The following is a 20,390-nucleotide window of genomic DNA, read 5'->3' as shown; positions in this document are numbered from 1 at the left end:
GCTTTTTCCTCCTAAACTCTTTCAATTGCGATCGCTGTTCCGCCACCGGTCCCATGACAGATGGCCGCCATACCGAGGGTTTTATCCTGTACTTTCAACGCATTAATTAACGTCACCAGAATCCGTGCGCCGGAAGCGCCGATGGGATGACCCAATGCGATCGCACCACCGTGAACGTTTTGTTTTTCCCTAGCTAACCCCAGATCCATCTCAAAAAGCAGATTATTTAAGGCAAAAGCTTCGTTATTTTCCACTAAATCGAAATCTTCGATCGTTTTATTGAGAGATGCCAGTAATTTTTTCACCGCGAGGACGGGAAATTCTGGGAAGCGATCGGTTTTGCCAGCACCCACAGCACCGCCAAGGATTTTGGCAATTGGTTTTAAACCGTACTGATCCACAGCTTTTTGACTGGCTAAAAGGATAGCGGCAGCCCCATCGGAAATCTGACTACTATTCCCTGCGGTTAAAACTCCCGACGGATTAAAAGCCGGCCGCAGTTTTCCTAAACCTTCCGGGGTACTATCGGAACGAATACCCTCATCTTGATCAAGAATTGTGGAACCTTTCTTAGATTTAAGCTCAATTGGCACGATTTCGCCCTTAAACCAGCCTTTTTCTGTGGCTGTGGCCGCTCTTTGGTGGGATAAAGCGGCAATTTCGTCTAATGCTTGCCGAGAAACCCCGCGATCAAGACAGAGGCGATCAACTTGGGAACCCATGCCCTCAGTCGTGGTAGCATCGGTTAAGCCATCGTGTAGTAATAGGTCGGTTAATTGTTCCGGCGCACCCATAAGGAATTTATAACCCCACCGGGCCCGATGGGAGAGAAAAAAGCCAGTTTGGGACATGGATTCAATACCACCAGCGAGGACGAGATCCGCTTCTCCGGCGCGAATTGAGGTGGCAGCGTTACTAACGGCAATCATTCCCGAAGAACAAACCATATCCACCCGATATCCGTCCACGCTTACGGGAATTCCCGCTTTAATCGCCGCTTGTCGGGGAATTAACTGACCATGACCGGATCCCAAAACATTGCCGAAAATGTACAAATCTAGGGCTTCTGGGGGCAAATTAGCGATTTCTAGGGCAGATTTCATCACTGTTGCCCCTAAATCGGCCGGGGATAATCCGATTAATCCCCCACCAAAACGACCAATTGGAGTCCGGACAGCGGCCACGATATAAACTTCTTGCATAGACTTCTCTCTATTGGGAAGCGAAGATAATAGATAGAATTTACTTAAGAATATCGAGTCCGAAAAGATCAAAATCCCAATTGACTGTCATTGGTTACAAGTTCCTGGCCTCGATGCCTTGAGTTTTTGTCTATCTACCCTCGATTTTGCAACAGAATTTCTGTGTCAGAAGATATATTCATTAGAATTTAACTTTTCCGGCAGCAATCCCCTTTTTTTATGGATTTAGTCAAGCGTCTAGTTTTTATCGGTGGTGGCCATAGTCATGCGATCGCCCTTCGTCTTTGGGGGCAATCACCCCTAAAAAACGTTCAATTAACTTTAATTAGCGATGTCACCCATACCCCCTATTCGGGAATGTTACCCGGCCACATCGCCGGTTTTTATGATTTTGCCGAGACTCATATCGATTTACCTTCTCTAGCTAGGTATTCTCAAGCGCAATTCTGTTTAGACAAGGCTAATTTCATAGATACGGAAAAATGTCAAGTAATTTTTCATAATTCTTCACCGATTCCCTTTGATTATCTCTCGATCGATATTGGCAGCCTCCCGGCAGTGGATAATGTTATCGGTGCTAAAGAGTACGCTATCCCCGCCAAACCAGTACCGATTTTTCGGGAAGGATGGCAAGAAATCCTCAAAAAAGCGGTTATTAACCCTAATAATACTCTAAATATCGTCATTGTTGGTGGTGGTGCAGGCGGAGTTGAATTAGCTTTAAATATGCAGTCCCGTTTGGCCAAAATTCTCAACTCTAGCAGTAATTTGAATTTGTCTCTAATTCATCGAGGAAAAAAACTCCTAGCAGCCCATAATAATTGGGTCGGTCAACGTTTAGAGAATATTTGTCAACAAAGGGGAATTAGATTATATTTATCAACGGATGTGACGGCAGTGCAAGCAGATCGGATTATCTGTTCATCGGGGTTAATTTTACCCACGGATTATACAATTTGGGTAACGGCTGCCTCGGCCCCTAGTTGGATTAAAGCGTCAGGATTACTGACAGATGAAAAAGGGTTTATTTTAGTGAATAATTATCTGCAATCTCTTTCCCATCCCCATATTTTTGCCGTGGGAGATATTGCCACGATTCCAGATTATCCCCGTCCGAAAGCGGGAGTTTTTGCCGTCCGACAAGGAAAACCCCTGTTTGATAATTTAGGAAGAATTCTGCAAAATCAGCCCCTAAAACCCTATTTTCCCCAGAAAAATTATCTGAGTTTAATTGGGACAGGAGACCAAAAAGCGATCGCATCTTGGGGCGGTTTCGGCTGGCAATCACCATTATTATGGTTATGGAAAGATCGGATCGATCGAGCTTTTATGAGACAATTTGATAAGCTCTAGTTAATAAGTAGGTAGGTGTTAAAAATTATCAGACACCCCCCTTATCAAGGGGGGATTAAGGGGGGATCAGAGGCAAAATTGCTGATTATCGTCCAATAGCACCGAGTTACTGTCAAGGCCGTTGGGAGTAAAATCTGATTTGGGAATCCCACAACCTGATAAAGTAAAAATCGTCCCGATACCTTGACTGGTTAAGGGAGAGAACGTCAATAGTTTGTTAAATAGTACATATAAACCAATGCTACGTCTTCGCTCGATTATTTCCCTAGTTTTAGTCCTAGTTACTACCCTGCTGGTTAGTTGCAGTGGTCCCCAAGCAACTATCCCCACCGTCTATAGTCCGCAAAAAATCGAACAGTTACAGGTTTACATCCAACCCATAGAAGGATTTCGCGAAAAAATGAGCGTTTTGCAAGACCTCATCGCTGACAAAAATTGGGTAGATACTCGCACCTATATCCACGGCCCTTTGGGGCAATTGCGTCAGGAAATGGTAGGATTATCGCGTAATTTACTGCCCAAAGACCAAGAAAAAGCCAAGCAGTTAGCGAAAAATCTTTTCGTTCACTTTGAACGTATCGATGCGGCAGCCAAAGAAAAAGATGCTAGTCTCGCTGCTAATCAATTCCAAGAAGCATTAAAAGACTTCGATGCTTTCTTAAATATTGTTCCTAGTTAGTTTGTATTAGTGATCGGTGATCAATTATCAGTGATCACCGACCAGGCCGCAGCTAAAAAACCGATAAATGCTATTTTGGTTTAGTTTGGACGCTAATAGGGCCATTAACCATGGTTTGACAGGCTAAACGATAATTTTCGGGTTTTTTCTTCAGACAGCGCTGCTCAAAGTCGGTTCTAGCGGAGAGATTTTCCATCCCCTCGACAATTGCCACTATACAAGTACCACACTGACCGTAACCGCCACAATTCATCAATTTACCGCCAAAAGTGTAGATATCAACGCCATTCTGGATTGCTTTCTCTCGTAAATTCGCTCCATCTGCCGCTACCACGATCTTATTCTCTTTGACGAAGTTGATGTTACCCATGACTGTATTACCCTAAATTTTTGCAAATTAATATTAAAAAATATTAAATTTTTTTGATTGTAACATTTTTGGCTCGCTCTTCTAAATATTCGGCGATACCAATAGCGATCGCTTTTTTACCGATAAATTTTCCCAGTGCCGCTTTTGTGACCAAATAAGCCACCTGTTCCCCTTGATCGCCCTTTTCCTCACCCCTATTAGCAATGACCGCCTGATAGCCCTTTTCTAGGCGTTTGCGGGCGATTTCCAGTAACTCCTCCTGACTGACTCCCTCCTGATACTTGAAAGTCACCATCTCTAAATCGGGAAAATTTTCTCTCACCTTGTCAATCACTTTTTCCGTCGGCACAAAATTAAGATTTAACTGCCCTCCACTGGGAATCTTACCAGAAAAAGGGCTTTCTAAGCGATAATCTGCCACTGCTGCCGAAAAAATGCCAAATTTATAATCTTTACTCTCTAATTCTCCCATAACCTTCCCTAGATACTCGTCATAAGTTTCAATAATTTCATGGGGTAAATAAGCGGGGGGTGTATAGCTGCCCCGTCCGTGGATTAACTGCACCTTGGCCCCGCGCAGGTATAATTCTTCTGCAATAGCGGCCCCTAATTGTCCGGTAAAACGATTGGTTAAACGACGGATATTATCGATAATCACGGGTGTGGGTCCACCGGTGACTAAAATCGGCATATTTTTCAGGACAGAATTACTGAGAATCCCACAGGCTGCCACGGTGATCTCTTTTTCCCCGGGGAGATTGTGCTTACCGTAATCATCCCGGGGTGGCATAATCTCGACTCCCAAGCGATCGAGAGTTTGCAAAGATTCGCTCAGAATAGCATTATGTAAACTGCCGTGCATGGTGGGGACAAGCAGAATTTTAGTTTTTCCCTTTTCCAGTCGTCCCAAGGCCGAGGCCAAGCATGAAGTGATCACTCCGTCAGCGATTCCGTAACGAAACTTATTAATCGTGTTATAGGTAGCAGGGGCGACTAAATAAAGATCAAAGGGAGATTGATCGCTTAAATGTTCTGCTTTTGCCGTTAATTGACTAACTACGGGATTAAGCGTACTCCATTCCAAAGCTTCCTTAGTGACGTATCTTAAAGCTTCTTCCGAGACAAAAGCCACGACTGTGGCCCCGAATTTCCGCAAAGATCGGGCAATTAGCGGCGCTTTCATGGCCGCAATCCCTCCTGTCACCAGTAAAGCAATCCTTTTACCCCAGAGATGATGATTTTCTAAGGGTACTTCGCGATCGCCTAAGTCCGAATCCGTGGGAGCGGAGAAATTCCAAGTCATAAATTTGGGGAAATGGGGGAATGGGGGAATGGGGGAATGGGGAAATGGGGAAATGGGGGAATTCAACTAAAAAACCCCAAAACCCCAAAACCCTAAAATCTCAATACCCAACACCTTCTAACTGATAACTGATCACTGATAACTGATTCGGTTATCCCTATTCAAGATTTGTCTATCCCTGACCGATAAACTCGTTATGCTAGTAAATAAAGGGTTGCTTCGGTGTTCTTATGATTGACAAAATTTTAACTAAAGTTCGATCGCTTGCCAAGCCGTTATTAGTTCTAGGATTAGTGACAACGCTGATTTTCGGTTCTATTCCCAGTGCTTTAGCGGCATCGGGGGGTAGAATGGGTGGCGGTAGTTTTCGCGCCCCTAGTCGCAGTATTAGCCCTTCTAGAGGTGGTGGTTACAGTTCCCCGGGTTACGGTGGAGGTATTGGTTTTCCCTTCCTCTTACCCTTCTTTTGGGGTGGTGGTGGCGGTGGCTTAATTTCTCTGTTAATCTTTTTTGCTATTGCCAATTTCCTCGTTAATGCTTTCCGTAATGGTGGAGGCAGTGATGAGAATGGTATGACGATAGAATCCGGTTATGAAACCGTCTCCGTGGCTAAAGTACAGGTGGGTTTGTTGGCTAATGCCCGTTATCTGCAACAAGAATTAAATCAAATCGCCCTAACTGTCGATACTAGCACCTCCGAGGGACGAGTCGAAGTCTTACAAGAATCGGCCCTCGCCCTGTTACGTCATCCAGAATACTGGGTTTATGGTAACGTCGATTGCCAACAAACCAGCCTCAGCAGTGCAGAAGCGAAGTTTAATCAGTGGTCTCTCAACGAACGCGGTAAACTAACGGCGGAAACCTTAACTAATTACAATAATCAACTGCGTCAAGGTTCTCAAGAAAATATTTTACCCGAATCGGCTGGGGAATTAGCTAAAACCGCACCGGAAGGCTATATTTTGGTGACTATTTTAGCCGGCATTGTTGGTAAATTTTCTCTACCGAAAATTAATGACTCCCAAGACTTGAAACAAGCCCTGCAACAAATTGGTAGTATGGGAGGCGATCGACTTTTAGCAGTAGAAGTGATTTGGACCCCCCAAAGCGAGGGTGATATTCTCAGTCAAGATGACATTCTCGCCAATTATCCCGATCTGAAATTAGTGTAATTTGTCGGGGAATAACTCTAGATATTAGCTAAAATCTCCCTTATTACGGGGAGATTTTTTGATTAGGGTTTGCTAAAAAAATCAATTGGCCGGTGATGGGGTGAGTTTCGTAGGTTAGTCCCTCGGAAGGAAACCTAACAACTCCACCGATTATGGCTAAATCCTGTTAAAAGGCATAGAAGAGCAGGGAGCAGGCTCTTCTAGGTTCTGTGTGATAAGTTTAACTTACATTATGATCGATCGATCTTTGTGTCCTTTGTGTCTTTGTGGTTCGTTCCACCCCCTCGCTCTTGAGAAATGTATCTTAGAATACATTTTACCCACCAAAGCTGGAAGAGCCGGGAGCAGCGAAAAACAATTCATAACTTGGCAGTCAATCATACTATTAAAAACCGATTTGGTAAGTACCTAAGCAAAATTAATTACACATCTAAGCCACTACTCCGTCAGACTTCTGGTGTGAGGAAACAGTGAACTGAAAACTCAAATCCGATCCCTAATAGCTGTCTCGGAGTCTCCCGTCTCGGAGTCTCCTGTCTCGACTAGGAAATTAATTTTGCACGACTACTTATTAGACATCTCCAAAATTTAGGCCAGATTGAGGTTAATTTCTGGAAATGTCTATTATACTGCAAGGGAATCAGGAACCGCCCAAGATCCATTGGGTCGCTACCTCGGTTTCCCCCCAAGGGAACTGCCTAACTTCAGCTGAGACAAAGTGGGAAGCCAGACTTTCGATCAGTTTAACCAGAGTGGAATCAGTCACCACTGCAACTTTACTGACGTACTTGTGATGGTCGCGTATGAGCTGGAAATGGGCGACCAAGGCACCAAAACTATCCCAACCAGTGAACTCGGGAACTTCAATGATCACGCCAGCAAGGCCACCAGTGGCTTCAATGTGGGGATCCACTGCCTCTGCAATCTTGACAAAATCTTCCGCCGCAAGTGCAGATGTAGGTCGCATACAGAGAATGCTATGCGCCGCGTCTAAATTATAATCTATCATAGTTTGCCTCTCCCAAATGGTCGAAGTCTAACTCTATGATATCACGAATAGACGGTTTCACCAGAATTACTAGACGAGCTATAACCTCGACATTATGGAAGACGATATTAAGCATGAGAAGCGGTAAAACAGTGGAAAACACCAGAAACTCCTTACTTCTGTGAATCACTGTCTTATGGCGAAAGGAGAAACAGCACTCTAGAAAAGAGTTCTGGTATTATTTATAGACATCGCCGCGAGGTTTAATAGTTGTAATGACCTATAGATTGTTATCTCTATCTTCAAAAAATCACACTCGATATTTATCTACTCGCAATCTTAGTTCATCTCTTTCGTAAAGGGGTTTAATATCTAATTTTGTAGAATCCGAAATCAAAGTATCTAAAGCTTCAAGAATAGGAATTTGATCATTTTTAGGCATCCTTTCTAAGGAGCGTTCTGCTTGTCTGAGTAGAATATAATTAGCCAAGTCTATCTCCAAATAATTTGTATTTTAATTCTGTTGAAGTGATTCCAGTATCTCGACTGGAAGGAAGAGCCAATATTTTCCTAAAAACGGCGGGTTTTATCGATTCCGTAGAGGATTCCCGTCACCACGGAAGAGAGAATTAATAACAAAATTAATCCTCCGGGTAAAAAGGATAATATTCCCATGCCGCGTAATACATAAACTAACACAGTCACCAATAGGAAACCGAAAAAAAGAGACTTTAAATAACTAGAATTTGAGCGCATTTACTTAGATTAACAGGTCTTCTTGAGTTAAGTTTAACTTTTCGGCAATCATTGCTAGGATTTTTTCTTCCCTTTTTCCGTTACTGATAGATTCCAGTAACCGGCGATTGAGAATAATTTTTTCCCCGTTGGATAAGATTAAAATAATCCCTCGGTAATTAGACCCTAAAAAGCCATTGTAATCTTTTATCTTTGCCTCAACAATTCTCTTTAGAAGATAATCGCTTTCACTTCTAAAAATTAAATGTTGTCGCCTACGGGTTAGGGTGGCGGTACCCTGATTAAAGACATAACTCTCCCAATAGCTGGCATCATAAAATAACAATAGACCAGAGAATAAGCATAACATACCCCAGAGATAATAGGGATAATTATGATGCTGTTCTAGCAGTACTGACAAGGTATCTAGGGGACTTTTGGCAATAATTTCCTGAGCTTGATATCTATTCACAAAATTCTCAAATCGAGTTTTAAAATCACTAGCTGACTGCACATCTAGAAAATTCTCGATGTAGAGATGGTTATTTCTTCCGACCAATAAAACCGCGTTATTAACAGTTTTTTCCTGCTCAACACTGATAAAAACTTCCTGATAGACAGCCGTAGCTTTAATGTGAGTTAAAGAAAAATTTTCCCGACTAGAAATAGGAAAATTATACTCTTGGACATATTGACAATCTATCCTTTTTGTACCTAACCGAATGCAGTCGAGATAAGCGCGCTGGGAAAAAACTACATAGGCTAAAAACAGAAAAGGAAACCCAGCCAGAAAAAAACCCAGAAAAGGACGATATTTAGGAGCTTTATTCTCTAATAAGAGTGTAGTCAGCGTTTTTTGCTTAACTCGCATAGGAAACCCTACAGGTACTTTGTTCTAATTGTACTACAGCCTTTCGGCGTCCTTCTCAGGATCGATTTATTTAATCTGCTGACCAGGAAAATTGTAATGATTATTCACGAAAATCTGACATCGGTCTCTAGACTGGCTCTATCTTGACCTTTTTTATCTGGATTTGGCACGGTAAAACCCTGTTTATCGAGTTTTTGTAAAGCTTTGGCGGTTTTTTGTTTATTGTTTGCATTTAAATTAAATATATAAATAAAACTGTTTTTATAAGTTTTTGTCGATTTCAGAGACTTTATAGGCTGTAAAAAATTGTTAATCTAATTTTTAAGCTTTTATTCTCACTCTAGCTATAGCAGATAAAAATTGAGCCTCTTGCCAAGGGGTGGGGAGATGGTCAATAATTGCGATCAAAGCACTGATAAACAAACTCACCATTCAAGCGTACATTTAGGAGAACTTCCATGCCTTTAACACTCGCAGTCTACGGAAAAGGTGGCATCGGTAAATCGACAACAAGCTGTAATATTTCGGCTGCTTTAGCCAAAAGAGGCAAAAAAGTCCTACAAATAGGCTGTGACCCCAAGCATGATAGCACTTTCACCCTGACAGGCTTTCTGATTCCCACAATCATCGATACCCTACAAGAAAAAGATTTTCACTACGAAGACATCTGGCCCGAAGACGTTATCTATGACGGTTACGGTGGCGTCAAATGTGTGGAAGCGGGTGGACCCCCGGCCGGTGCTGGTTGTGGTGGTTACGTCGTCGGGGAAACGGTGAAATTATTAAAAGAATTGAACGCTTTTGATGAATTTGACGTGATTTTGTTTGATGTTTTGGGGGATGTGGTCTGTGGAGGATTTGCCGCACCCTTAAATTACGCCGATTACTGCATAATTGTCACAGATAACGGCTTTGATGCTCTTTTTGCCGCCAATCGCATCGCCGCTTCCGTCCGGGAAAAAGCGCGCACCCATCCCCTGCGACTAGCCGGATTAATTGGTAATCGCACCTCAAAACGCGATTTAATTAATAAATATGTGGATCATGTTCCCATGCCAGTGTTAGAAGTTTTACCCTTAATTGAAGATATTCGCGTCTCCAGAGTTAAAGGTCAAACTCTCTTTGAAATGGCCGACAAAGATCCGATGTTAAGTTACGTTTGTGACTATTATCTCAACATTGCCGATCAGATTTTAGCCAAACCAGAAGGAGTTATTCCCAAAGAATCTGCCGACCGGGAATTATTCACTTTATTATCGGATTTCTATCTTAATGCTGATAAACCCAAAGTTAACGCCGAGGCGGAATTAGATCTAATGATGGTTTAGATTATTTTGTAGGGTGGGTTAGGGACAGCGTAACCCACCAATAATCACCAATAAACTCTTTTTCTGGGTGGGTTACGGCGAAGAATTAACTTATTAGTTAATAGCCTAACTTATCGTCACCTAACCCACCCTACCCACGAATTTTATCGAGGACTTGATAATGATCATTTTTTCCTCTCATTGGGAATTCTAATAGGGAAAACATCATTATTTAGCCAAGGGGACAAAATGAGCAACTTTGAGGAATTAAAAGCCACCTTACCGCGGCAATGGTTAGATTACTACCAAAATAATCAAGCTTGGATTAAGTCTTTAATGGATTCTAGAGGCTGGTGGCGAAAAACTCCCGATGGTGGTAAACGTCCTAGTGCTGACATAATTATAGCGGCAGCAACAGCTTTAGAACCTAAGTTATCAGTGTGGATGTATCCCTTTTGTCAACTTAGTTCCGATGGGGACAAACTGGTAGAAGTCTTAGGACTAAATTTTGATTCTGAAAAAAAGGAGTTGGAAAAATCGGAAAAAGAACTACTGATTTCTAATTCGCACACTGAATATCTCAACGGATTCCGAGAAAAACAATTATCAGTCGAAAAAAACAAAGTAATTATTTTTGAGGAATTGCTAAAAATCTTACCAGATAAATGGTTAGATTACTACCAAAACAATCAACCGTGGATTAAGTCTTTAATGGATTCTAAAGATTCCTGGCGAAAAACTCCCGACGGTGGTAAACGTCCTAGTGCTGACATCATTATAGGTGCAATGACCGTTTTAGAATCTCAATTATCAGTGTGGATGTATCCCTTTTGTCAGCTTAGTTCCGATGGAAACAAACTTCTAGAAGTTTTAGGATTAAATTTTGATCCTGAGAAAAAACGACTAGAAAAGAAAGAAAGAGAATTAAGTAATTCTTTATATCCTACTGAGGATCCTGTACTGCAAAAAATCCGCCAAGAGTTACAACAAGAAAACCTAAATAAACCAAGTTAAAGGAGAACCAAAAAACATGACTGCCACTCAAGAACCGAGCGCTTTACAATTTGATTGTGAAACCGGCAACTATCACACCTTTTGTCCAATTAGCTGTGTTGCTTGGTTATACCAAAAAATCGAAGATAGTTTCTTCCTTGTTATCGGCACAAAAACCTGTGGTTACTTCCTGCAAAATGCCATGGGGGTGATGATTTTTGCCGAACCGCGTTATGCTATGGCCGAATTAGAAGAAGGGGATATTTCCGCTCAACTAAAAGACTACGAAGAACTAAAACGCCTCTGCTTACAAATTAAACGAGATAGAAACCCTAGCGTTATCGTTTTTATTGGTACTTGTACCACCGAAATCATCAAAATGGACTTAGAAGGATTAGCACCGAAACTAGAGTCAGAAATCGGTATTCCTATCGTGACAGCACGCGCTAATGGTTTAGATTATGCCTTTACCCAAGGAGAAGATACCGTCCTCGCTGCCATGGTGCATAAATGTCCCGAAAAAGTTAAGCATGAAGATGAAAAAGAAGAACGGAATGCCATCCAGAAACTCTTAACTTTTGGACGTAAAAAAGAAGAAATTAAACAGGAAGAATCGGAATATAAAGACCATCATCCTTTAGTTTTATTTGGTTCTGTTCCCGACCCAATTGTGACTAATTTAACCCTAGAATTAAAAAAACAAGGAATTAAAATAGATGGTTGGTTGCCGGCCAAACGTTTTACTGAATTACCGGTAATTGAAGAAGGTTATTATGTGGCTGGTGTCAATCCTTTTCTATCACGAACTGCCACCACTTTAATGCGTCGTCGTAAGTGTAAATTAATTGGCGCACCCTTTCCCATCGGTCCGGATGGAACCCGCGCTTGGATAGAAAAAATCTGTTCGGTTTTGGGAGTACAACCCCAGGGATTAGAAGAAAGAGAGGCAAAAATTTGGGAAAGTTTAGAGGATTATCTGCAACTTGTGCGCGGTAAATCGGTCTTCTTTATGGGGGATAATTTACTAGAAATTTCTCTGGCACGTTTCCTAATTCGTTGCGGGATGACTTGTGATGAAATCGGTATTCCTTACATGGATAAACGCTACCAAGCGGCCGAATTAGCGTTACTAGAAAAAACCTGTAATGATATGGGTGTTCCCATCCCGAAAATTATCGAAAAACCCGATAACTACAATCAGATTCAGCGCATTTACGAGTTAAAACCTGATTTAGTAATTACAGGAATGGCCCATGCAAATCCCTTAGAAGCGCGGGGAATTAACACTAAATGGTCGGTAGAATTTACATTTGCTCAAATTCATGGTTTTACCAATGCGCGAGATATTTTAGAGTTAGCTACTCGTCCCCTGCGTCGCAACAATAACCTCAAGGAATTGGGTTGGGATAAGTTAGTTAAAGAGTCAGCAAAAGTGTAATTCTGTTGTCAAAAGTGTACAATCATCAGGTAAGGAAAATCAATTCCTTACCTTTTTTCTGTATTTAGTTCACTTCAATGTCCAATAACTTATCTCACCAAAAACCCTATCATCTCAACTTTAGCAGTGAGGATTTAGGCACAGTAAAACCGACTATCACCCTATTATCGGGGGAACCAGAACGCTCGCGCTATATTGCTGAAACTTATTTACAAAATGCACGTTTACTATCGGATTATCGCGGATTAAATAGTTATCTTGGCTATCTAGATAATTCTACCCCAATTCTTCTGGCTACCAGTGGCATGGGTGCGCCATCTTTGAGTATTGTGGTTAATGAATTAATACAGGTGGGAATTAAAACTATTATTCGTATTGGTACTTGTGGCGCAATTCAAAATAGAATAAAAATTGGTGATATTATTATCTCGCAAGCGGCTTTATGTAGGCAAGGTGCAGCTAATGATATTGCTCCTCCGGAATATCCCGCAGTGGCGGATCCTTTTTTGACAGTTGCTCTAGTCAAATCGGCTCAATTTTTGGGAGTAAATTATCATTTAGGTATTACCGCTTCTGTGGATAGTTTTTATGAAGGACAGGAAAGAATCCTGTCTTCTGCTAACCCTTATCTTCAGCGCCATTTAGAGGGAATTACGGAAGAATATCGACGTTTAAATATTCTCAATTATGAAATGGAAGCGGGAACTTTATTTAAAATGGCGGGGGTTTATGGATTTACTGCCGCTTGTATTTGTGCTGTGATTGCCGCAAGAAGTAAAGAGGAAGGGATTAGTTTAGAAAGCAAACAACAGGCCATTGAAAAAGCGATTCAGGTGGCAATATTGACCGTTAGCAACCTCTCCCTATCCTCAATTGATTAATGTTCAGAAATCATCTTCATTAAGACTTCCTCTTTTTCCTGACTTTCGGGATAACAGGAGATAAGTTTAGCGCGTAATTCTTGGGACAAAATAATCGATCGCCTTGTCTAAGTATGGTATATTAGTTTGCTCAAAAAAGTGTATTTTGTTGCGAATATGTAATGATTTTTGACAAAAGTAAATTCTCACCCCCAAAAATTCGCTTCTTCTTAGTCTTCTAAGCTAATTTTGACCGGATTAACTTGTCATCGGTAAAGTCAAAACCTTTAGCGACGAGACGATTATAAGGTGAGATAATGGGAAAAAATTGGTTTTAGCTTTAAGGATGGTATTATGTCAGACACAACGCAGTTAACACTGGAAAAAATTGCTCAGTACCGTATTCAATTTGCGGACAATGAGAACGTTTTAATTGCACTTGATGTTATTGAGGAATGGGAGGGAGATTTAGCAGATGCTGCTGAATCTATTGCCACTCGTAACGGTATTGAAGGGGTAGAAGATAAGGCTGATTTTCGTTGGTTTGTTATTATTCTTAATAAATGTCGTGATTCTATTTGTCAACCGAAGTATGAAACTTTGCGAGAAACATATTTACCTGCACTTATTCCCCCTTTAACAGATATTATCGCAGGATGTTTTATGTGTCCGCCTGGAGTAGCAGGACTTTTATCAACTCCAGTTGCTATTTATATTCAAGAGGAAGGAATGGATAAATTTTGTCAAACTTCTTCCGATTCTTAAATCAAAGTGATCCCCCCCAACCCACCTTAAAAAGGGGGGAGAATACCTCAACTTAATTGTATTCTCAAGGAACAATAGATTAAACCCCTGTAGCGATAAATGCAGTCCAATAATAGGGATTGGCAAAGGGATAGGGTTGACGTTTAACCGCAGCTTCTAATAAGTCTTGGAATTTTCTTCTATCCCGTTTACTCTCAAAGACTCGATCGAGTAATTGCTGGAATTTTTGACTATCTTTAATTCTGGCTAATTTTTTACTGTTCAATGTTCTTAACCAAGTTTGAGTATGATTTAAAACAATAGCAATACTCCCTTGATCTTGGATAGAAATCCGTTTAAGATCGTGATAAAATTTAGTCATAAATAACGTAGTTGCTAGGGGATCTACTGTCCAAAGGGTACTAACAACACTAGAACTACCTGCAAATAGAAAACCACTCGGTAAACCGACATATTCATCACTAATACTATCAGCTTTACTTTCGATTATACCACTTTCACAAGCAGAAAAAGTGACTAAACGACATTCTCTTAAGTCAAATTTTTCAAATACTTCTGCTAGGGTTAGGTTAGCTAATTCTCCTAAGTTACCGTCTGGATCTGCTAACATTAAAGCGGAATCTCTAGGGGATTCATTATTAAATTTACCATGACAGGAAAAGTGAAGACAATGGGATGCTTGTAATTCTTGACGACGGTTTTCTAGGGTTTGTTCTGATGCTTCTAATTCCCCAATAATAATGGTTTTTTCTGCAGCAAATCCTTGACTAATTCTCTCGATTTCTAGATTTGCACCCAAGAGAGGTTTTAGGTCTTTTCTGGTGGGGTTTTTAATAGCAAAAAGACGAGTAAAGTTCTCACGCTGTAATGATTTTACCAGTTTTAAAAGTTGGCAACTGGGAACGTATCCCACACCATTATAAAAGCGTTGATAGAGAAATTGTCCATTTTTTAGGGGTAAACAATGAAGGGGAATAATATGTAAAAACCAATGGGGAATTAGGATGAGACGAGAGCAAGATTTAGGAATCAGTTCTAAAAGTTCATCAATGTGGAGAATTTCTGATAGTTGATTTAAACAATCATTAAGATTATTAATCCACGCGGTTTTATTATTTTCGTAAGCATCACGATAATTTTTAATAAAATTAATCAATTTTTCTCGATCTTCTGCTGAAGATTGCCAAACTTTAACCCCTTGTACCTCACTATTCCCCCCTTTTGAAGGGGGGTTAGGGGGGATCAAACCTTCAGCCGTAACAATAAACGCCATAATACTATCCCCTGCAATATACCATTCTAAGATGGCAGTATCTTGATCAATTAAGGATTGAATCTCACTTAGAGGAATACTTTCAACCTTTTGAGTTAAGCTAAAAGTGGGATCTATGGGGGTTATTTCACGGTCAATGAGTTGATTTAATTCTTGTTTTAACTGATTGAGGTGAGTATAGTCATTTAAGATGGGTTGTTTTTGTTCATCTAGGGTTAAAATTCCTCCCCTATTGCGGGTTTGTTCTTGGATGGCTAACTGTTGTTCTTCTCCAATAATGGCACGACGGAGGCGATCTAATTCGGTAATAATAGTTTGGGGGATATCACCTTTAGGATAGATATCTCGATCGGTAAGCAATTGGACTAGATAGCGGGTTTTACTACGTTCAACATATTCTAAGGCGCGATCTGGTTGATTGAGGTTGAGATAGGATTGAACAATGCCATGATAAACATCCATTGCATCGGAGAGGATTTCTTGTTGTCGTTGGGGGTTTAAGGCTTCGAGTCGGATATTTTCTACGGCTTCGATCGCTAAGTTATAGCCTTTGATGGCGGTTTCCCAGTCTTCGATAAGGTTAGCAGTATTTCCTAAGTTTCGTCCTGTTAGTAAACACTCTATGGGAAAAGCTGTCGGGGTATATACTTCTAAAGACTGGTTATAAGCTGCGAGCGCTAACTCTAGATTATCTGCCCTTTCCCTTCTGATACGATATAAATAAGCAGCCCCCAGATTATTTTGTGACCTTGCCCAATATTCAGGAAAATCATCACGGGTATAAACTTCTAAAGACAGATTTAAAGCCTCTATCGCAAACTCTAGATTATCTGCCCTTTCCCCTCGGATGCGATTTTGATAAGCATTCCCCAGATTATTTTGTGTCGTAGCCCATTCTTGTGGCAATGCGTCAAAAGTTCTCACTTTTAATGCTTCTGTATAAGCTAAGATCGCTTTTTCTAAATTGTCTGCTTTATCTCCTCTGATTCTGTCACTGTAAGCATTAGCCAGATTATTTTGTGTTGTTGCCCAATCATAAGGAAAAGCCTCAAAAGTTGTCACCTTTAATGCTTCTGTATAAGCTAAGATCGCCATTTCTAAATTGTTGGCTTTATCGCCTCTGATTCTATTAAGGTAAGCATTACCGAGATTATTTTTTGTCATTGCCCAATCATAAGGAAAAGCCTCAAAAGTTCTCACCTTTAATGCTTCTGTATAAGCCAAGATCGCCTTTTCAAGATTCTCTGCTTTATCCCCTCTGATTCTTTTAATGTAAACACTTGCCAAAGTATTTTGCGTAGCTGCCCAATTTTCAGGAAAATCCTCGAAAGTATATACTTTTAATACTTCTGTAGAAAAGGAGATCGCATCTTCTAAATTTTCCGTCTTATCTCCCCTAATTCTGTCAAGGTAAGCACCAGAAAGATTCTGTTTTGTCATTGCCCATTCATAAGGAAAAGCCTCAAAAGTTCTCACCTTTAATGCTTCTGTATAAGCTAAGATCGCCATTTCTAAATTATCTGCTTTATCTCCTCTAATTCTGTTAAGGTAAGCATTACCGAGATTATTTTGTGTCATCGCCCATTTATAGGGGGAATCGTCAAAATTCCAGACTTTCAGTACCTCTTTATAGGCCGAGATCGCTATTTCCAGATTCTCTGCTTTATCGCCTCTGATTCTGTAAAGGTAAGCAGTAGCCAGATTATTTTGTATATCTGCCCAATCTTGGGAGAAAATCTCAAAAGTTCTAACTTGTAGTGCTTCTTGATAATAAAAAATTGCTTGTTCGAGATTCTCTGCTTTATCTCCTTTAATTCTGTTATTATAAGCATTTGCTAAATTACTTAGCACACCTGATCGTTCATAAGGAAAAGCATCAAAAGTCCAGATTTTTAGAGATTCTTTCAAACTGGTAATTGCTGTTTCTAAATTGTCAGCTTTATTTCCTCTGATTCTATTAAAGTAAATATTGGCAAGATTATTATGTATCATTGCCCATTCATAAGGAAAATTTTCAAAAGTATAAACTTTTAATGCTTTTGTAAAAGCAGTAATCCCGCCTTCTAAATTTTCTGTTTTATCCCCTATAATTCTATTGTTATAAACATTACCAAGATTATTTTGAGTCATTGCCCATTCTTGAGGAAATGCTTCAAAACTATAAACTTTCAGTGCCTCCATACAATAGGTAAAGGCAAGTTCAAGATTTTCTGATCGATTCCCTTTAGTTCTGTTTGTATAGGCAAGACCTAATCCAATCATTGTTCTTGCCCAATCTTCGGCAAACTTTTCCTCGGTAAATACTTTTAAAGTTTCTTTGTAGCAAGAGATTGCTTGTTCCACATCATTAGTCTTCTTACCCGTGATTTTATCTAGATAAATAGATGCTATTATTTGTTTTGTCTTTGCCCATTCTATAGGAAAAGCATTAAAAGTAAGGTTAAATAAAGCTATTTCATAACCTTCGATGGCAATTTGTTTAATGGCATTTTTTTGTTTAAGAGTAATATTATTTGGTCTAAATTCTCTAATTAAATTGCTCAAATTAAAAGCATCTCTGGTAATATAATAAAATTGCTCAGTTGTAGCTTTTGCTAATGCCTGTCTTGCCCAGTCATGAAAAACTATGGCGAAGTTTTCATCTAATTTATCCAGATTTTGCGCTAAACAAGGATAAATCAAATGGGGGCTGGGATCATTCCATATTTTTCGCAATACTTCCATCAAAAAATTAAAATAGTCTTGATACTCCTCTATACTTCTCGCTTGAGGGTTGAGAAACTGCCCCAACTGTTGCGCCATATTCCGTAACCGAGCCGCAGCATCATTATTTCCTTGTTCTTCTAACCACATTGCATAGTTTTCCATCATCTGCAAGAATTGGGGATCAATCAATTCCTGATTTGCTTGCAGAATATTATTGAGTTCCTCATCATCAGTACAAGCGAGCAACTGTTCTATTAAATTAACATAAGCTTGGGTGCGTTGTTCATTCATTGTCTGTACTGTGATTGATGTGATTATGTGATGGACTGTGATTTTTTTTGAGAGAGAGCGACCTTATGATTTAACGTGATACAATAAATATTCGTGATTGTCAAGGGGGATCGATGCCAAATTTGTTTGATATATTCCAAGTTTCTGCCTTAGAACATATCAAACAAATTACTTTTCTGCACAAATAACTGTCATTACAGCAACTTCTTTGTCCAATTGATCTCCTATTTCATCTTCAACAACGTCCAGATCGTAATCCATTTGTAATCCCAGCCAAAATCGCGGTGACATATCAAAATAACGAGCTAACCGAAGAGCTATATCCGCCGTGATACACCGCTTTCCGTGAACGATTTCGTTAATACATTGTTCAGGAACTCCAAGAGCCAGAGCTATTTGATTCTGACTAAGGTTCATTGGCTTGATAAATTCCTCTAAAAGAACCTCACCGGGATGAATTGGCATTAGTTTATCTTCATTCATTATTTTACCTCAATGATAATCAACGATTTCTACGTCTAGAGCATCACCGTTTTGCCAGACAAAGCAAATTCGCCATTGATCGTTAACCCGAATGCTATATTGACCTTCCCTGTCACCAACCAGACGTTCCAATCGATTTGCTGGTGGGACACGAAGATCTTGCAGGGTTTCCGCACGATTAAGCATCCGCAATTTTCGCAATGCCACTTGTTGGATATCTAATGGCAATTTACGCGAATGTTTACGTTCAAAAACTTTTTGAGCTTCTTTATCTTTAAAGTTTTGGCTCACTCTCTAAACAATTTCTTATCCTACTTTTAAGTATATGACGTAAGGATGCTCCAATGGCAGAACTGGTTGGGGAACAGGCCAGACAGGGACTTCTGCGAATGCGTCTGGGGCCAAGATGACGCGACGAAGAATGAGCGCGGTAGCCTTCATGTTGGATATACTAACAACACCTTAGCCTATTGTCAATGTCCCCAACAGTTAAAAACACCTCATATTCTTCTATATTTCTCGCTTGAGGGTTGAGATATTGCCCAAAGTTTTGTGTTAAATCAATCTGCATGGTTATTATTGTATCCTTATTATTCTAACCCCGTTGCATAGTTTTCCATCACCTGCAAAAATTGAGGGTCAATCAATTCCATATTAGCTTGCAGAATATTAGTTCGTTCCTCATCATCAGCACAAATGAGCAACTGTTCAATTAAATTAATATATGCTTGGCCGCCTTGTTCATTCATTGTCTGTACTGTGATTGATCTGATTATGTGATGGATTGTGATTTTTTTTTGAGAGACCAACCCTATGATATAATGTGATACAATAAATATTCGTGATTGTCTAGGACAAAGGATAACCTAGTCATAGTTTATCGTTCAATTATTCTAATCATAGTTTAGACATTATTAAGGAGAAAGACTATGGACATCACCATTCATCTTAGCCAAGAACAAAGGGAAAAACTCGCCTACATCCAACAACATAGCGATCAGGATATCACTACCCTGCTCAATCAAGTTATTGAGCAACAATATACCAAACTACACCCGCGCAACTCAGATTCCCTTAAAGTGCTGAAAGAAAGCGGTTTTATTGGGTGTGGACAAGGTTCGCCCGATCTTTCTACTAACTATAAAACTATCCTGAAGGAAGAATGGTCAGCCAAACATGATTATAGTTGATACAGGCTTCTGGTTGGCCCTCGCCAATGAGCAAGATCATCATCATCAACAAGCACAGCTTGTAATTCAAAGATTGCGAGAACCCCTAATAACAACCTGGTGTGTTGTCACCGAAACTTGTTACCTTTTGCTAACTCGTCTCGGTAATCATGCTCAACTGCTATTTATTCAAAATTTCTTAGCAGGTGGTTTTGAAGTATTTGAATTACAATCAAATCATGTTAGACGAATGGAACAACTCATAGACCGTTATGAAGATATACCAATGGATCTAGCTGATGCTTCATTAGTAGTATTAGCTGAAAACTTAGGACACGGGAGAATTTTAACGTCAGATCGTCGCGATTTTTCAATCTATCGCTGGCAGGATAACCATACTTTTCAAAATTTATTCTTAGAATATCCTTAGTA

Annotated in this window: 21 protein-coding genes; 10 read left to right on the top strand and 11 right to left on the bottom strand. The window is 40.1% G+C overall.

Translation table 11 applies throughout. The annotated features are described in order from the left end of the window. Positions 1 to 11 precede the first annotated feature (11 nt). Entirely contained in the window at positions 12 to 1,202 is a 1,191-nt protein-coding gene (gene phaA / locus PN470_RS03530) for an acetyl-CoA acetyltransferase PhaA (RefSeq protein ID WP_271938883.1), read from the bottom strand. A gap of 219 nt (positions 1,203 to 1,421) precedes the next feature. On the opposite strand from phaA, the gene PN470_RS03525 reads away from it, so the two are divergent. Together PN470_RS03525 and psbQ are read left to right on the top strand one after the other, a co-directional pair. Then, the gene (locus tag PN470_RS03525; protein ID WP_272103675.1) at positions 1,422 to 2,555 is read left to right on the top strand and encodes an FAD-dependent oxidoreductase; all 1,134 of its coding nucleotides are present in this window, start codon (positions 1,422 to 1,424) and stop codon (positions 2,553 to 2,555) included. Between the two features lie 238 nt (positions 2,556 to 2,793). Next, a complete protein-coding gene (gene psbQ, locus PN470_RS03520) occupies positions 2,794 to 3,234 on the top strand; it encodes a photosystem II protein PsbQ (RefSeq protein ID WP_002789746.1) in 441 nt (146 codons plus the stop codon). A 70-nt stretch (positions 3,235 to 3,304) separates the two neighbouring features. Here psbQ and PN470_RS03515 read toward each other — a convergent pair whose 3' ends face one another. Both PN470_RS03515 and PN470_RS03510 read right to left on the bottom strand, forming a co-directional pair. Next, the gene (locus PN470_RS03515) at positions 3,305 to 3,604 is read right to left on the bottom strand and encodes a 2Fe-2S iron-sulfur cluster-binding protein (protein ID WP_002801057.1); all 300 of its coding nucleotides are present in this window, start codon (positions 3,602 to 3,604) and stop codon (positions 3,305 to 3,307) included. 43 nt (positions 3,605 to 3,647) lie between these two features. Further along, positions 3,648 to 4,907, bottom strand: coding sequence for a phosphopantothenoylcysteine decarboxylase domain-containing protein (locus PN470_RS03510; RefSeq protein WP_272103673.1), 1,260 nt, complete (start codon positions 4,905 to 4,907; stop codon positions 3,648 to 3,650). A gap of 230 nt (positions 4,908 to 5,137) precedes the next feature. On the opposite strand from PN470_RS03510, the gene PN470_RS03505 reads away from it, so the two are divergent. Then, positions 5,138 to 6,079, top strand: a complete 942-nt coding sequence (locus tag PN470_RS03505; RefSeq protein ID WP_002737563.1) for a DUF1517 domain-containing protein — start codon at positions 5,138 to 5,140, stop codon at positions 6,077 to 6,079. Between the two features lie 640 nt (positions 6,080 to 6,719). Here PN470_RS03505 and PN470_RS03500 read toward each other — a convergent pair. The 4 genes from PN470_RS03500 to PN470_RS03485 form a co-directional block, all read right to left on the bottom strand. Then, positions 6,720 to 7,088, bottom strand: coding sequence for an STAS/SEC14 domain-containing protein (locus tag PN470_RS03500; RefSeq protein ID WP_002738247.1), 369 nt, complete (start codon positions 7,086 to 7,088; stop codon positions 6,720 to 6,722). A gap of 289 nt (positions 7,089 to 7,377) precedes the next feature. Beyond that, a complete protein-coding gene (locus tag PN470_RS03495) occupies positions 7,378 to 7,557 on the bottom strand; it encodes a type II toxin-antitoxin system RelE family toxin (RefSeq protein WP_272103671.1) in 180 nt (59 codons plus the stop codon). Positions 7,558 to 7,637: 80 nt separating this feature from the next. Next, the gene (locus PN470_RS03490; protein WP_002766362.1) at positions 7,638 to 7,823 is read right to left on the bottom strand and encodes a hypothetical protein; all 186 of its coding nucleotides are present in this window, start codon (positions 7,821 to 7,823) and stop codon (positions 7,638 to 7,640) included. 4 nt (positions 7,824 to 7,827) lie between these two features. Continuing rightward, positions 7,828 to 8,673 (bottom strand): hypothetical protein, encoded by an 846-nt coding sequence (locus tag PN470_RS03485; RefSeq protein WP_272103669.1) that lies wholly within the window; start codon positions 8,671 to 8,673, stop codon positions 7,828 to 7,830. 458 nt (positions 8,674 to 9,131) lie between these two features. On the opposite strand from PN470_RS03485, the gene bchL reads away from it, so the two are divergent. The 5 genes from bchL (at position 9,132) to PN470_RS03460 (ending at position 14,036) form a co-directional block, all read left to right on the top strand. Continuing rightward, the gene (bchL, locus tag PN470_RS03480) at positions 9,132 to 10,001 is read left to right on the top strand and encodes a ferredoxin:protochlorophyllide reductase (ATP-dependent) iron-sulfur ATP-binding protein (protein WP_002773281.1); all 870 of its coding nucleotides are present in this window, start codon (positions 9,132 to 9,134) and stop codon (positions 9,999 to 10,001) included. Between the two features lie 228 nt (positions 10,002 to 10,229). Then, positions 10,230 to 10,994 carry a DUF5331 domain-containing protein gene (locus tag PN470_RS03475; RefSeq protein WP_002773284.1) on the top strand — a complete coding sequence of 255 codons (765 nt, stop codon included), beginning with the start codon at positions 10,230 to 10,232 and terminating at the stop codon, positions 10,992 to 10,994. Between the two features lie 16 nt (positions 10,995 to 11,010). Then, on the top strand, positions 11,011 to 12,411 hold the full coding sequence (locus PN470_RS03470) for a ferredoxin:protochlorophyllide reductase (ATP-dependent) subunit N (RefSeq protein ID WP_069473983.1): 1,401 nt from the start codon (positions 11,011 to 11,013) through the stop codon (positions 12,409 to 12,411). Between the two features lie 77 nt (positions 12,412 to 12,488). Beyond that, entirely contained in the window at positions 12,489 to 13,292 is an 804-nt protein-coding gene (locus PN470_RS03465) for a nucleoside phosphorylase (RefSeq protein WP_272103667.1), read from the top strand. 333 nt (positions 13,293 to 13,625) lie between these two features. Continuing rightward, positions 13,626 to 14,036: a hypothetical protein gene (locus tag PN470_RS03460; RefSeq protein WP_272103665.1), complete on the top strand. Its 411-nt coding sequence runs from the start codon at positions 13,626 to 13,628 to the stop codon at positions 14,034 to 14,036. A gap of 79 nt (positions 14,037 to 14,115) precedes the next feature. Here PN470_RS03460 and PN470_RS03455 read toward each other — a convergent pair whose 3' ends face one another. The 4 genes from PN470_RS03455 to PN470_RS03440 all read right to left on the bottom strand — a co-directional run bounded on the left by PN470_RS03455 (position 14,116) and on the right by PN470_RS03440 (position 19,538). Beyond that, complete coding sequence (locus tag PN470_RS03455) at positions 14,116 to 18,306, bottom strand: CHAT domain-containing protein (RefSeq protein WP_272103663.1); 4,191 nt, start codon at positions 18,304 to 18,306, stop codon at positions 14,116 to 14,118. A gap of 168 nt (positions 18,307 to 18,474) precedes the next feature. Next, positions 18,475 to 18,789: a HigA family addiction module antitoxin gene (locus PN470_RS03450; RefSeq protein WP_002737909.1), complete on the bottom strand. Its 315-nt coding sequence runs from the start codon at positions 18,787 to 18,789 to the stop codon at positions 18,475 to 18,477. A gap of 9 nt (positions 18,790 to 18,798) precedes the next feature. Then, positions 18,799 to 19,080: a type II toxin-antitoxin system RelE/ParE family toxin gene (locus tag PN470_RS03445; RefSeq protein WP_002737336.1), complete on the bottom strand. Its 282-nt coding sequence runs from the start codon at positions 19,078 to 19,080 to the stop codon at positions 18,799 to 18,801. A 299-nt stretch (positions 19,081 to 19,379) separates the two neighbouring features. Then, positions 19,380 to 19,538: a hypothetical protein gene (locus PN470_RS03440; protein ID WP_271938908.1), complete on the bottom strand. Its 159-nt coding sequence runs from the start codon at positions 19,536 to 19,538 to the stop codon at positions 19,380 to 19,382. Between the two features lie 180 nt (positions 19,539 to 19,718). On the opposite strand from PN470_RS03440, the gene PN470_RS03435 reads away from it, so the two are divergent. Both PN470_RS03435 and PN470_RS03430 read left to right on the top strand, forming a co-directional pair. Then, on the top strand, positions 19,719 to 19,979 hold the full coding sequence (locus PN470_RS03435; protein ID WP_002740817.1) for a hypothetical protein: 261 nt from the start codon (positions 19,719 to 19,721) through the stop codon (positions 19,977 to 19,979). Further along, positions 19,966 to 20,388: a type II toxin-antitoxin system VapC family toxin gene (locus PN470_RS03430; RefSeq protein WP_042790766.1), complete on the top strand. Its 423-nt coding sequence runs from the start codon at positions 19,966 to 19,968 to the stop codon at positions 20,386 to 20,388. Before PN470_RS03435 ends, PN470_RS03430 begins: the two co-directional genes overlap by 14 nt. Positions 20,389 to 20,390 lie beyond the last annotated feature (2 nt).

Source organism: Microcystis sp. CS-574, assembly GCF_028329095.1.
GTDB classification, from domain to species: Bacteria; Cyanobacteriota; Cyanobacteriia; order Cyanobacteriales; family Microcystaceae; genus Microcystis; species Microcystis ichthyoblabe_A.
Note: the sequence above shows the minus strand (reverse complement) of the source record. Positions and strands in the feature narration are given on the sequence as shown.

Bases quoted from the DNA above. Each gene is read 5' to 3' on its own strand.
- phaA (WP_271938883.1), bottom strand. From the start codon at position 1,202: ATGCAAGAAGTTTATATCGTGGCCGCTGTCCGGACTCCAATTGGTCGT.
- PN470_RS03525 (WP_272103675.1), top strand. From the start codon at position 1,422: ATGGATTTAGTCAAGCGTCTAGTTTTTATCGGTGGTGGCCATAGTCAT.
- psbQ (WP_002789746.1), top strand. From the start codon at position 2,794: ATGCTACGTCTTCGCTCGATTATTTCCCTAGTTTTAGTCCTAGTTACT.
- PN470_RS03515 (WP_002801057.1), bottom strand. From the start codon at position 3,604: ATGGGTAACATCAACTTCGTCAAAGAGAATAAGATCGTGGTAGCGGCA.
- PN470_RS03510 (WP_272103673.1), bottom strand. From the start codon at position 4,907: ATGACTTGGAATTTCTCCGCTCCCACGGATTCGGACTTAGGCGATCGC.
- PN470_RS03505 (WP_002737563.1), top strand. From the start codon at position 5,138: ATGATTGACAAAATTTTAACTAAAGTTCGATCGCTTGCCAAGCCGTTA.
- PN470_RS03500 (WP_002738247.1), bottom strand. From the start codon at position 7,088: ATGATAGATTATAATTTAGACGCGGCGCATAGCATTCTCTGTATGCGA.
- PN470_RS03490 (WP_002766362.1), bottom strand. From the start codon at position 7,823: ATGCGCTCAAATTCTAGTTATTTAAAGTCTCTTTTTTTCGGTTTCCTA.
- PN470_RS03485 (WP_272103669.1), bottom strand. From the start codon at position 8,673: ATGCGAGTTAAGCAAAAAACGCTGACTACACTCTTATTAGAGAATAAA.
- bchL (WP_002773281.1), top strand. From the start codon at position 9,132: ATGCCTTTAACACTCGCAGTCTACGGAAAAGGTGGCATCGGTAAATCG.
- PN470_RS03475 (WP_002773284.1), top strand. From the start codon at position 10,230: ATGAGCAACTTTGAGGAATTAAAAGCCACCTTACCGCGGCAATGGTTA.
- PN470_RS03470 (WP_069473983.1), top strand. From the start codon at position 11,011: ATGACTGCCACTCAAGAACCGAGCGCTTTACAATTTGATTGTGAAACC.
- PN470_RS03465 (WP_272103667.1), top strand. From the start codon at position 12,489: ATGTCCAATAACTTATCTCACCAAAAACCCTATCATCTCAACTTTAGC.
- PN470_RS03460 (WP_272103665.1), top strand. From the start codon at position 13,626: ATGTCAGACACAACGCAGTTAACACTGGAAAAAATTGCTCAGTACCGT.
- PN470_RS03455 (WP_272103663.1), bottom strand. From the start codon at position 18,306: ATGAATGAACAACGCACCCAAGCTTATGTTAATTTAATAGAACAGTTG.
- PN470_RS03450 (WP_002737909.1), bottom strand. From the start codon at position 18,789: ATGAATGAAGATAAACTAATGCCAATTCATCCCGGTGAGGTTCTTTTA.
- PN470_RS03440 (WP_271938908.1), bottom strand. From the start codon at position 19,538: ATGAATGAACAAGGCGGCCAAGCATATATTAATTTAATTGAACAGTTG.
- PN470_RS03435 (WP_002740817.1), top strand. From the start codon at position 19,719: ATGGACATCACCATTCATCTTAGCCAAGAACAAAGGGAAAAACTCGCC.
- PN470_RS03430 (WP_042790766.1), top strand. From the start codon at position 19,966: ATGATTATAGTTGATACAGGCTTCTGGTTGGCCCTCGCCAATGAGCAA.